Source organism: Micromonospora craterilacus (assembly GCF_003236315.1).
Lineage (GTDB): Bacteria > Actinomycetota > Actinomycetes > Mycobacteriales > Micromonosporaceae > Micromonospora > Micromonospora craterilacus.
Map to the genome: position 1 here is coordinate 1 of NZ_POTY01000077.1, position 11975 is coordinate 11975.

Annotated in this window: 9 protein-coding genes; all 9 read right to left on the bottom strand. The window is 73.3% G+C overall.

Annotated elements, in window-relative coordinates; genetic code table 11:
- The coding region (locus C1I95_RS14260) for a metalloprotease (RefSeq protein ID WP_111214311.1) at positions 1–1226 on the bottom strand (1226 nt) is incomplete at its 3' end.
- Positions 1223–2272, bottom strand: coding sequence for a lantibiotic dehydratase C-terminal domain-containing protein (locus tag C1I95_RS14265; RefSeq protein WP_233513664.1), 1050 nt, complete (start codon positions 2270–2272; stop codon positions 1223–1225). The genes C1I95_RS14265 and C1I95_RS14260, both read right to left, overlap by 4 nt.
- The gene (locus C1I95_RS14270) at positions 2265–5036 is read right to left on the bottom strand and encodes a lantibiotic dehydratase (RefSeq protein WP_111214313.1); all 2772 of its coding nucleotides are present in this window, start codon (positions 5034–5036) and stop codon (positions 2265–2267) included. The genes C1I95_RS14265 and C1I95_RS14270 overlap by 8 nt, the downstream gene beginning before the upstream one ends.
- A gap of 41 nt (positions 5037–5077) precedes the next feature.
- On the bottom strand, positions 5078–6751 hold the full coding sequence (locus C1I95_RS14275; protein ID WP_111214314.1) for a SagB family peptide dehydrogenase: 1674 nt from the start codon (positions 6749–6751) through the stop codon (positions 5078–5080).
- A gap of 10 nt (positions 6752–6761) precedes the next feature.
- Positions 6762–8741, bottom strand: a complete 1980-nt coding sequence (locus C1I95_RS14280) for a TOMM precursor leader peptide-binding protein (RefSeq protein ID WP_146605715.1) — start codon at positions 8739–8741, stop codon at positions 6762–6764.
- Positions 8742–8830: 89 nt separating this feature from the next.
- Positions 8831–9016, bottom strand: a complete 186-nt coding sequence (locus C1I95_RS14285) for a thiazolylpeptide-type bacteriocin (RefSeq protein ID WP_111214316.1) — start codon at positions 9014–9016, stop codon at positions 8831–8833.
- 73 nt (positions 9017–9089) lie between these two features.
- Complete coding sequence (locus C1I95_RS36370; protein ID WP_233513665.1) at positions 9090–9308, bottom strand: thiazolylpeptide-type bacteriocin; 219 nt, start codon at positions 9306–9308, stop codon at positions 9090–9092.
- A 184-nt stretch (positions 9309–9492) separates the two neighbouring features.
- Entirely contained in the window at positions 9493–9675 is a 183-nt protein-coding gene (locus tag C1I95_RS35800) for a hypothetical protein (protein ID WP_199523745.1), read from the bottom strand.
- 55 nt (positions 9676–9730) lie between these two features.
- On the bottom strand, positions 9731–11881 hold the full coding sequence (locus C1I95_RS14295) for a TOMM precursor leader peptide-binding protein (protein WP_111214318.1): 2151 nt from the start codon (positions 11879–11881) through the stop codon (positions 9731–9733).
- Between the last annotated feature and the right edge of the window lie 94 nt (positions 11882–11975).

Consider the following 11975-nt stretch of genomic DNA (forward strand, 5'->3'; position numbering starts at 1 on the left):
TAGCTGGGTTGGGGGGTGGTGCGGCGGCGGAGGAAGTAGGTGAGCAGGGTGGCCAGCACCACGGCTTCGGCGAGCAGGATGGTGACGGACCAGCCGGGTCCGACCCAGCGGGCCAGGGTGTCGTACCAGTAGCGGACCAGCAGGGTCAGCACGGTCGCCGCGAAGACCGCCGACGCGAGGCCGTACAGGGCGTACGCGACGCGGTCGCGCGGGCGGTGGGCGCGTACCGCGCCGGGGCCGCGGCGCAGCAGCTGGCCGTAGAACCGGTAGCTGTCGCCCCGGAGGTCGGTGAGGTTCAGCGCGTGGCTGAGCATGTAGTAGCCGTCGAGCCGCAGGAACGGCACCAGGTTGAGGGCGGCGGCAGCGGTGCCGAAGATCAGCAACGTGCCGGCCAGGTCGTACAGCAGGCCGCCGGGCGTACCCCAGAGCCGGATCGCGGCGAACGGCAGCAGCGCCAGCATGCTCACGAAGACCCCGGCGAACGCGGTGGCCACCCGCCGACGCGGAGTGAACAGCACCACGTCGTCGACCTTGCAGTACGGCGCCACCAGCGGGAAACGCCACATCACCCCGATCTCGGTGACCCGCCCGCCGAAGTACCGGCAGGTCAGCCCGTGGGCGCACTCGTGCAGGAAGACGATCGCCCAGGTGATCACCACCGCGGCCAGGATCGCCGGCAGTGGCCGGCCGCCCCCGGTGACCCCGTCGGCGAGTTCCGACAGGTGCAGCGCCACGTACCCGGCGACGGCCAGCACGGCCACCAGCGCCGGCACCACGAACCACCAGCTGAACAGCGGTGCCAGCCAGGGCAGCAGCCGGGTGAACAGCCGTTCCGGGTCGAACAGCGGCAGGCGCGCCGACAGCGGGCCGCGCCGGGCCTTCGCCGCGCCCTCGGCGGCCGAGGCGGTGAGCCGGGCGAGTTCCTCCGGATCGGTGGCGCCGTGCAGCAGTTGCCGCTGGTGCAGCATGCCGAACAGCTGCTGCCAGTTCTCCGGCCCGAGCCGGCGCTGGTAGGCGGCGGCGTACTCGCCGGCCAGCTCGTCCAGGCTCCGGGTGCCGTCCATCCGGGACATCAGGAAGTGCTCGCGCGGCCCCACCCGGTAGTACCAGCCGGTGTCCGGGTCCTTGACGTGGTGCACCAGCTTGCCGTCCCGCCACTGGCCGGGGCCGAGGACGATGCCGTCCCGCAGCCGGGGCCGGGTCCAGGTGACGTCGACGGTGGTCATCGCGGCCCGGCCGGGGCGAGGTCGTCGAGCAGCGCGGTCCGCATCAGGTACGACAGGTAGATCTCGTCGAGGATGCTCACACCGAGCCGGTTGTTGGTCATGTGCACGAACGAGCTGAGCACGATGGGCAGGGCGATGTCGAGGTCGGCAACCGGGGTGGGTTCGCCGCCGCCGCGCTGGAACACCAGCTCGCCCCGGCCGGTCGCGGCGACCACCCGGTCACGCAGTTCACGGCAGTGCGCCGACCAGCGGCCCTCCACGCCGGTGGCCCGGACAGCGGCGTCGTCGCGGGCCGCCGCGCGGATGGCGGCCAGCCGGTCACGCAGCCCGGCGTCCATCTTGCGGTAGCTGGTGTCGAAGCTGTTGTGGTAGTCGTCGCTCGGCTCGGAGTAGGAGACCTCCCAGAACCGGCGGTACTCGTCGAGGAACTCGGCGATGCGCCGGTCGTCGGGGAGGAAGGCGGCGCACATCATCATGCTCAGCTGGGCGGAGAGGCCGAGCAGCACCGGGCGTACGTGCACGTTGGTGGTGGCCAGCAGGTCCAGCACCACGTCGCTGGAGTGCTCGAAGTGCCACTCGGCCAGCTCGATGCCGGCCGGCCCGCCGTAGCGGCCGTACTCGCGCTCGTACGGGATGTGGTGGTAGCTGTTGTTCGCCCGCATCGGCATCGCACCGTCCGGGCCGTACTCGGCGTCCCACCGTTGCTGGCCGTACTCGGCGAGGAACATCTGCTTGTACAGGCTGCCCAGCCCCTCGCTGTCCACCTCGTACAGCGCGGGCCGGCGGCGCAGGAACGCCCCGAGGGCGGCGTCCATCCGGGCCCGCACCAGCGCCGGGTCCACGCCCGGGGCGGGCAGCACCCGCAGCCGTACGTGCGGGCCCTCCATCCAGTACTTGATGAAGAAGTACCGGCTGATCAGCCCGTCGGCGCGCAGCTCGTCCACCAGCGGCCGGACACCTTCGACCAGCATCGGGTTGGCATTGCTGGCGTAGAAGGCGTGGACGCTGAGCCAGCCGTGATCGACCGGCGACGGGTAGTCAGTCATGCTCGGCTCCCCCTCGGACACCGTTGAGTTCGACGGTCAGTTCGGTGACGTACGCTCCGGCCTCGCCGCTCAGCAGTTGCTCGTCGCGGTCCGGCAGCATCTCGGCGAGCACCAGCCGGTTGCCCGCCGACCGCCCCATCGCCTCCAGCAGTTGCAGGCAGAGGTAGCTGTCGAAGTCGACGTAGAGCGGCTTGTGGTCCGGCCGCCCACCGGCCGGGGTACCGGCCGGGCCGGCGTCGTCGGCGGTCGGGGCGAGCCGGGTGCCGTCCGGGGTGGCGAACACCCGGCGGGGCAGCCCGTTGTCGCGCCGCCACCGCTGCCAGGCCAGGAACCAGTCGGCCTCGCCGACCTCGGCGGTACGCGCCGGTGGCAGGTAGTCCGGGTGCAGCTTCCACATCCGCCGTTGCAGCACCAGGTCGCCGTGCACGATCCGCGGATAGCCGGCGATACCCCGGTCGGGCAGCGGCACGGTGGTGCCCGCCCAGAAGTCCGGCTGGGCCATCCCGAGGTAGGCGAAGGTGAGCAGCACCTGCTGCACCTCGGGCAGCGCCATCGGCAGCAGGAAGCCCAGGTAGACCGGGATGACCTCGGCGTCCAGCCGACGCGAGCGCAACAGCAGCCGGTCCGCCACCGGGTCGTGTTCGACGCTGAGATCGTCCATCTGGATCTGCTCGGCCGCCGGCCTGAAGCTGATCTCCCCCGGGCAGACCAGCTCGTACGGGGTGACCGCCGGGTGCAGGTTGAGGTTGGTGGCGTCGTACCCGCCCTTCAGCTCGGCCAGCACCGCGCCCGGCGGCTGGAGCCGGGCCAGCTCGGCGCGGAGCGCGCCGGCCAGGTCCTCGTCGGCGAAGAGGTGGGCGAAGCGGGAGAACAGCAGCGTCATGCCGGAGTAGATCCGGTTGACCACCACCCGCTGCCGGTCGCCCTGGTCGGCGAACTGGAGGAAGAAGGACCGCGGGTCGAGGGTGCCGAGCGTGTCGGGCACCAGGGCGGCGATGTCTGCCATGAACGCGTCGTCCAGCGCCAGTTCCTCGGCGCCGGCCGGCAGTCGGCGGTACGCCTCGTTCACCCGACGGGCCACCTCGACGCGCGCGTCGTCGAGCGCGGAGATCTCCTCCTGCCGGAACCAGTTCTCCTGCCGCACGTACGCGTTGTCCGCGTCGAACGCCCGGCGGCGCATCATCCGCCCGGTGTAGTGCTCGAAGAAGTCCTGCTGGAACTCGTGGGCGAAGGTGAGCAGGTCGTCGCAGCGCCCACCGGCGCCGTAGCGGGCCCGGAAGAAGCCCTTGGTGGCCAGCCGGCGGGGCAGGTTGACGTCGAACACCGGCATGATCAGGGCCAGCGCCCGCAGCTCGGGCAGCACGTCGCGCTCCCACCGGTCCCGGTCGGCGGTGACCGGGGCGTCGGTGCGCAGGGTGGCGTCCTCATAGACCAGGGTCCGGGGGGCCGGGACGTCGGCGCGGCCGAGGTCGCCGTGGGCGGCGACCAGTTCCCGGCGGATGTCCGCGAGCACCGCGCGGCGACCGGCCACGTCGGCGGCCGGGTAGCCGCTGGCGAGGCGGTTCACCGTGTCGACCCGGTCGGCGAGCCGGTCGGCCCAGCCCCGGCCGATCTCCCGCAGCGCGAGCCGGTACCCCTCGACGGGGTCGTCGGCGTGGATGTCCAGTTGCAGGTTCGGCACCACCAGCAGGCCGACCCGGAGCAGGTGGTGCAGGTACTGCCCGACCTCGTCGGCCGGGCGGCCGTCGGTGGCCAACTCGGTGACCAGCTCGGACATCCTCCGGACCCGGCCGCCGTCGAGCGCGGCCAGGATGTCGTGCAGCACCTGGCCGGTGGGCAGCACGAACAGCGACTCGTGGATCGACTCCATGGTGATCGCGGCGTCGCCGTCCTCGGAGCTGGTCCGGCGGCGACGCAGGTAGCGCAGCCGGCCGCGCTCGATGCGCCAGCCGGTGGTGACGGTGACCGGCAGGTCCGCGCGGAGCGTCTCGTCGGCCAGCACGATGGCCGACAACCGGCCCAGCGTGGCGAGGTTGAGCCGGGCCGCGCCGCGCTTGACCGCGTCGGCTGGGGACCGGACGTCGAGCAGCCGGCCGCCGCCCGGGGCGAACGTCCCGACGTTGACCGTGGTCAGCCGGCTGAACGGGCTGGTCTTGCAGGCGGTGCGCAGCGCGTACTCCAGCAGGGAGCGTTCCACCCGCCGGGCCCGCTTGCCGGGCTTCCCGGAGGCGGCGAGGTATCCCGGCAGGTACTGGTCCAGCGACGGGGAGGCCAGCAGGATCCCGCCGCGCAGGTCGGGGTCGTCGGCCAGGTCGCGCAGCACCGCCCGGCGCTCGGCCAACTCCTCGGCCAGCACCGCCGCGCCGGCACCCAGTTCCCCCCGGTACGCCGCGAGGGTCTCCAGCCAGCCCACCAGCGCCCGGTGGGTGTCCACGCCGAGCGCCTCGGCCGGCCAGCCGGCCGGGTCGGCCGGGCGGGGTGGGCGCAGGTTGTACACGTCGCGGCGCAGCCGGATCAGCCGCTGCCGCAGGCCGTCGTCGTGCAGGTTGCGGGCCACCGCCGCCTGGAGCGCGTCGGCCAACTCCCGGCCGGTGTCACGCAGCCGCGCCTCCAGGTCGAGCAGGTGGCGGGCCCAGGCGGCGCTGCGGTCGAAGGCGAGCCGGTCGGCGACGTCGAGGGGCAGGCCGGCGGTGCGCAGCATGAACACCTCGGGCATCCGCCAGGACACCTCGGTGGCCGGTGGTGCGGGCAGGGACACCGTCACGGGTCTCTCCTTCGTCGGCGCGTCGGCGCGGGTCGGGGGCGTCACAGCCGGTACGCCAGGTCGGCGGTGGCGTCCGGATGCCGCCCGAGGAGCAGGAACAGCACGGTGCGTTCGTCGGTGCCGTCCAGCCCCAGTGCGGTGTCCATGGAGACGTTGTCGAAGCCCAGCACCGCGCCGCAGCCGACGCGCTGGGCGGCCGCCGCGCAGTAGGCCCGCTGCGCCACCGCGCCGATCTCGGCGTTCAGGATCCGGTAGCCCCGGGGGCCGTAGGCGTCGAGCACCGCGTCGAGCCGGCCGGAGATGGCCAGCACCGCCCCCACCTGTCCCATCGTGTAGTTGGTGAGGAAGTACTGCTGTTGCAGGAAGGCGGACATGCCGCCGTCGGGTTCCGGCCCGGCCGGCCGCAGCGCGTGCCGCCGCGGGCAGTAGGCGTAACCACCGGCGGGCAGCCCGTCGACGTGGTTGGCGAAGACCCAGAGCCGGGTCAGCGCCGGCGCGTCGCCGGGCAACCCGACGTCGGCAGGATGGTGCCGGCCGGCGGCGGCGAAGGCGAGGGTGGTGCCGAGTTCGGCGGCGGTCAGCTCGGGCGGCCGGCGGAACCGGCCGAAACTGCTGGACCGGGAGGCCAGCACCGTCGACAGGGGACGGTCCAGCCGGTCGAGCAGGGGCGCGGGCAGCTCGACGGGCGCACCGGGCAGCTCCCCGGGAGCGGCGTCGGGAACCGTCTCCGGCGCGATGACGGCGGGGACGGCCGCCGCCCGGTGCACCGCGGTGACCGTGGGGAACCGCTGTACCCGACGGGAGCGCTCGTGGGCGGCGTACCGGACCTGGACGTCCCCGGCCGCCGGAACCGGCGCCGCACCGCCGCCTCCGGCGCCGGTCGGGTCGGACGCGGCGGTCGGGTCGGACGCGGCGGGCGGGTCTGACGCGGCGGTCGGTGGGTCGGCGGTCCACCGCATCGGCACGACCGCGAAGACGCTCTGATCGTCACTGTCGAAGCCGAGCAGCCGGTCCATCGGCGCCGGTTCGAAGCAGAGCAGCCGGCGCAGCGGTACGCCGTACGCGGACGCCAGCAGGTCCCACGAGCCGAGCAGGGCGCCGAGGTCCTGGGTGACCACGTGGTAGCAGAAGCTGTTGTACTTGAACGAGTTCTTCCAGAACTTGATGCTGGCCAGCAGGAAACTGTCCGCGTCCTCGGGGGCGGCGAGCGCGGACCGGACGGTGTCGCTGACATCGCCGAGCAGCAGCCGCTGGAGCACGTGCCGGCCGGTGTCGTAGTGGTAGACGCCGGGCAGCAGCGGTGCCGACGCTCCGGCGACCAGGTACAGCTCCACCGGGTACATGCCGCCGCCGGAGGCGGTGCCCCGGCCCCAGACGGCGTAGTCGAAGTGCGCCCGCTTGGCGATGTCCTGGTTCCAGTTGACGGTCATCCGCCGGTCGAGCACCCCGTACGACAGCCGCAGCAGGGCCGCCAGCCGGGCCAACGACCAGTCCTCCACCGCCGGCGGGCCGGCCCCGGTGAACAGGTCACGCAGGGTCGGCAGCTCAGGCAGGTCGGTCGGCAGCGGCACCCGGGGCGCGCCCGGGTACGCCGTGTGGCGGGAGGGCTGGTCGACCCAGTCCACCTCGAAGTTGAGCGGCTCCATCGGGACCCGGGCCCGGCGGAAGACCGCCTCGGTGTAGTCCCGGACGACGTCGCGGGCCTCCTGCTGCATGCCGGTGCTCCTACGGGAAGGGGTGCGGGTGGAGGTTGCGGGCGGTGGCGCCGAGCCGGTCGGGTCCGGACACGCCCCGGGCGAGGTGGCGCGCCAGCCGGTCGCTGTGCAGCACCCGTTGCCGCTGCCACCCGAAGTCGATCGGGATCAGGGCGGGAGCCACCAGCGCCATCGTGTGCACCCCGGCGATCTCCTGCTCCGGGCAGGTCTGGTCGACGGCGAGGACGTCGCCGCCGAGGCCGGCGATCAGCCCGCACAGGTACTCCGCGTCGGCGCGCAGGTCGTCGTGGGTAGGCCGGGTCGCCAGCCAGTCGCCGTACAGCTCGGTCATCGACCGCAGCGGCGGATCGTCGAAGAGGAACCCGGCGTGGTGGGTCATCTCCGGCAGCCCGTACAACAGGGCGTGGTGGCTCAGCTCGTGGACCTTGGTGTAGTCCCGGGTCATCTCCCGCAGCGCCGGCTCGCTGGCGGCGACCCGCTCGTCGAAACCGGGCACGTAGGACGCCGTCTCGCAGACCGCCGCCCGGACCGCGTCGTCGGGGTCGAGGCTGGCACCGGCGGCGAAGCAGAGCTGGCCGAGCCCGCCGCCGCGCTTGACGGCGACCGCGGTGACCACCGGGACGGGCAGGTCGGCCCGGGTGTCGAAGAGGCGGAGGTCGTAGCCGAGCAGGTTCACCCGGTCGATCATGAAGTGCACCGACTCGTCCCGGCAGGTGGCCGGGTCGATCTCGGCCAGCCGCGCCGAGCCGTACCAGGCGAGCAGAAAGGCGTCCCGCTCGACCAGTTCGAGCATGCCGTGCAGCAGCGCCTCCTCCGGGCAGCTGCCGCTGGCGCAGCCGTTGGAACACTCCTGGACGAACTTGCGCTGGTCGGTGCGCCGGTCCAGGTAGTACACCAGCTGTTCGGGCACGAGCCGGGGCTCGCGGTCGCGCAGCGAGTACCCCCACACCCAGTGCATCGGCTCGGTCGGCGAGTAGGGAGCGTAGTAGAGCCCGTGGCCCTGGTAGAACGCCGGGTGGTAGCCGAGGCCGGCCGGGTCGAGGGCGTCCGGGGCGAGGTTCGCGTAGCTGTCGAAGACCGTGGTCCGCTTGGCCCGGGGGAACTGGCCGGCGTACCGTTCCAGCCCCTCCAGCAGGGCGTACGTCTCGCTGCTGCCGTAGCTGTTGGCGTGCCCGCTCCACCACATCTCATGCAGGTCGTAGCGGCTGCGGACCCGGAAGTAGCCGGTCACCGGCGCGGTGGCGGTGGCGTTGTACGCGCGCAGCGCGGTGCCGCCGAGCGCACCGGCGACCGGGTTGGCCAGCGCGGTCACCGGCAGGTCAAGGTCCGCGGCGGAGCGCAGCCGGTACCCGGACGGGTCGGGCTTGGGCCGGCTGGTCAGCGCGATGACCGCGGCCTCGGCGGTGTCCGGGCGGGTGTGGGCGCAGGCCGGGCACTCGGAGTCGACCAGCACCGCCACGGCCGTGGTCTCCAGGGTGTCCATCCGCAACTGCCAGAGACGGCCGACGCCGGGTCGCTCGGGTGTGGTCCGGGCGGCGACGAGCAGGAGTTGCCACAGCGCGTCGACGGCGAACGGCGTCAGGTGGGGCAGGGCGGCGACGGCGCCGACCCGGGCACCGTGCTCCAGGGCGTGCCGCTCCTCGCGGACCCGGATGGCCTGCCAGCGACGCTGGACGCAGAGCGGGCACGGTCCCGCGGCAGGGCCGGGTTCCGCCCGCCGGGCGGCGTCCGGCGGCGGGGACCAGCGGGGGCCGACCAGGGCGGTGGCACCGTGCAGCCAGATCGGCAGGACATCGTCGCCGGGGACCGCCTCGGCGCCATCCCGGTTCGCGTCGATCAGGCCCAGGGCGGCGATGCGTACGGTGACCCCGTCGAGCGGCGTCAGGCCCGGCGGGTGCGCCTGGTCCTGGCGTCGCTCGTGGAGCGCCTCGCCGAGCTGTTTGAGGCTGCTGTCCCACCCGGTGGAGGTGGTCCGGACGTCGACGATCATGCGGTTCACCTGTCTGCGGTCGTGCGGCTGGGGCGAGGGACCGGGTGCCCCGCCGACGTGGACCGCCGGCGGGGACGGTGGCAGCGGACCTACCCGCCGCCGCAACCGGTGCTGGTGCTGCTGCTGCAGCAGCTGGACGTGCTGCAGCTGCAGCAGCTGGAGCACGAGCAGCTGGAGCTGGACCAGGCCATGACCATGGAGTCGATGGCGTCGACGTCCTCGATCTCGAACGTCTCCGTCTCCAGCGTGCGCAGTTCGTCAGTGAGTTCCGGCATGTGTTACACCTCCCCTCGGGTGTGGCGGGCCATCACGGCGCCAGGCGTCCGGAACGTCCGGCGGTGCGGTGGCTCAGCTGGTGCTGCTGCAGCTCGACGAGGTACAGCTGCAACAGCTGGACGTGCTGCAACTGGAGCAGCTCGAGGTGCTGGTGCTGCTGCTGCAGATGTCCATCAGGTCGGCGGACAGTTCCGCGATGTCCTCGACCTCGAACGTCTCGGTCTGCAGATCGCGGAGTTCACTGCGGACCGAATCGGGTAGCGAACCGGATGTCGGGGGTTGGTTCGGCACGGGACGTCTCCTTGAGCCGCGGTCGGCGCCAGTCGTCTGTGGTCGGTGCCCGCACCACCACGGTGGATCCAGCGGAGGCACGCAGGGGTTGCTCGCCGATGTCGGTCGGCGGCGGATGGGTCGTGTTGCGGTCCCACCAGGACGGATGGTCATCGGCGTCGGGGGTCAACCCCGGTTACCCAGGTCAGCCGCAGCTGGAGCAGCTGGTGCTGCAGCTGCAGCAGCTCGACGTGCTGCAACTGCAACAGCTGGAGCAGGAGCAGCTCGAGCTGGTCGCGGCGAGCGCCTCGGCGCCGTCCTCGACATCCTCGATCTCGAAGGTCTCGGTCTCCAGCTCACGGAGCTCGTCGTTCAGGGTGATCAGCATGTTTCCACCTCCTCTCCGTGGTGCGTGCCTCGCCTGACCACTTGCTGTGGTGGTTTCAGTCGGCCGGACGGCCGTGGTGACGCAGCAGGACCACGCCGCTGCGGAACGCCCCGCTGGCCCGGACGTCCCGGGTGGTCGTCTCGACCAGCAGGGCACTGATCGACCGCTCGGCCAGCGCCGCCAGCACCGCCGCCCGGTCGGTGCCGGCCGGGGCGTCGACGCCGGCCGCGTCGGTCGTGGTGACGCCGGCGGTGAGCGTCGCCGGATCGAAGTCCCGCAGCACCGGGTCGCCGAGGTCGGCGTCGACCCCCTCGAAGTGCCGCACCTGGACGCGTCCGACCGCGTCCAGTGCGGCGGCCAGCCGGGTGGCGACCGGGTCGAACCCGCCGGCCAGCGCCCACTGGCGGTCGCCGCCGCCGGGCAGCTCGGCGACGGCGAGCACCGCGTGCGCCGGCGCGGCCCCGGCCAGCGACAGCACCGACAGCCGGCGGCCGAAGCGGTGCGCCGCCTTGACCACGAAGGCGGTGTCGTCGTCGCGGACCAGCTCCTCCTCGCTGACCGCCCGGAGCCCGGACCGGCCGCGAATGGCGCTGGTCAGCGCGTGGTAGGCGAGCGCGTCGGCCAGGCCCTGGTCGATCACGCCGTCGATGGTGGCGGCGACGGCCGCGCCGGCGACCGTCGGTTCGACCCAGTCGTCGGCGTCCCGCCCGGTGCTGGGCAGGGCCACGGCGGCGGGGACCCAGACCTGCTCCGCGCGGCCCAGCACCGTGGCGGGCAGCCACCGCCGCCGGCGGTCGCCGGACGGCCCGCCGGCCGCCGTGTCCAACTGCGCCCACGGCACCGGGTGCTCGCCGCGGTCGCGCAGTTCGGCCGCGGACGCGGTCACCGCGCCGGACGGGTCGGCGTACCGGCCCGCGTGGTCGCGGACCGCGACCCGGTACGCGGCGAGCCGGGCGCCCATCACGGTGTGTACGTCGAAGGCGCTCACCTCGCGCGGCCCGCGCCGGCCGGGCAGCCGCAACCGGGCCGTCTTGAGCGGCGCCTGCTCCAGCGGGTCGTCGACGAACCGGGTGAAGACTCCGGCGTTCGGTGCCACGAGGACCTCGGCACGCTGGTACGTCTCGTCGTCCGAGCCGTCGGACGGTTCAGCCGTGGGCACCTCGACGTGCCGGCAGACCGGGCAGCCGGGGTGTGGCAGCACCCGTTCCCGGGTGGATTCCAGGGTGGACGCGTCGAGCAGGAGCACCCCGGCGGCCGTGTCCGGCGCGAGCGCGCCGGTCAGCACCCGGAAGAGTTCGAACGCGGCGGCGTTGCCGAGCATCCGCCCGGTCACCTCGGGCGGGCTGCCCGGGTCGTCGGCCTCGGCGCCGACGGCGAGGTGCCGCCAGAACTCGGCCGAGGCCGCCGGGTCGGCGGCGGCGGTGAGCCGCAGCTGGGCGCAGAGCCAGCAGGGCGTCTGCCCCGCCGCGACGGTCGGCCCGACCACCGCGCGGTCGTCGTCCCAGACCACCGGCACCAGCAGCGGGCCGTCCCGGTGACAGGCGCGGGCCAGCTCGGCGAGGCGGGCCAGGCCGCCCGGCCCAGTGCAGTAGAGCACCGCGTCGGCGCCGGCGGTGGTCAGCGGCCCGGAGTGGACGATCACCTCGGCCGGCAGCCCGTCGGCCCGCAGCTCAGCCAGGTCCGGGCGCAGCGCCTCGGCGTACCGCTCCGGATCGTCGTCCGGGTACAGGTCGAGCGCGAGGCAGCCGTTGCGGAGCAGGCCGGTGGCCGCCGCGAGCAGGGCCGCTCCCCCGCCGCCCAGCGCCACCCGGGCCCGGTGGAACCGCAGGAAGCGGCCGGTGGGGTCGTCGGCGAAGTGGTCGACGAACTCGATCTGGGCGGCGAACCGGCGGGCCAGCGGCTCGGCCAGCTCGGTGCGGTCGCCCGCGTCCTTGGCGAAGCCGCGGGCGATCAGCGCCTGGATCAGGGTGAGCACCGTCTGCCGCTGCGCCGGTTCGAGGGTGTCGGTGAGCTGGGCGAGGGTGTGCTCGCCGGTGAGGTAGGGGCTGAGCGAGGTCAGCCAGCGGAAGGCGGTCTTGCCCTTGATCAGGAAGGCGCTGTCCGGTCCGCGCAGGTACGCGCCGGCGGGTGCGTCCAGGAAGACCACGTCGTGCCGGAGCTTCGGCCGCATTCCAAGGGTCTTCCCGCCGTCCGGCGACACGCTCATCTCGGCTCCTATGGCATCGACGTCGACAGTCTCGAAAGTGACTACATGCTGCCCAAGGTCAACTCGCCAGTCAACAAATTCTTTTTAAACTGGC

What these genes read in the sequence shown, in the direction of transcription:
- C1I95_RS14265 (WP_233513664.1), bottom strand. Translation starts at nt 2,272, where the DNA reads ATGACTGACTACCCGTCGCCGGTCGATCACGGCTGGCTCAGCGTCCAC.
- C1I95_RS14275 (WP_111214314.1), bottom strand. Translation starts at nt 6,751, where the DNA reads ATGCAGCAGGAGGCCCGCGACGTCGTCCGGGACTACACCGAGGCGGTC.
- C1I95_RS14280 (WP_146605715.1), bottom strand. Translation starts at nt 8,741, where the DNA reads ATGATCGTCGACGTCCGGACCACCTCCACCGGGTGGGACAGCAGCCTC.
- C1I95_RS14285 (WP_111214316.1), bottom strand. Translation starts at nt 9,016, where the DNA reads ATGCCGGAACTCACTGACGAACTGCGCACGCTGGAGACGGAGACGTTC.
- C1I95_RS35800 (WP_199523745.1), bottom strand. Translation starts at nt 9,675, where the DNA reads ATGCTGATCACCCTGAACGACGAGCTCCGTGAGCTGGAGACCGAGACC.
- C1I95_RS14295 (WP_111214318.1), bottom strand. Translation starts at nt 11,881, where the DNA reads ATGAGCGTGTCGCCGGACGGCGGGAAGACCCTTGGAATGCGGCCGAAG.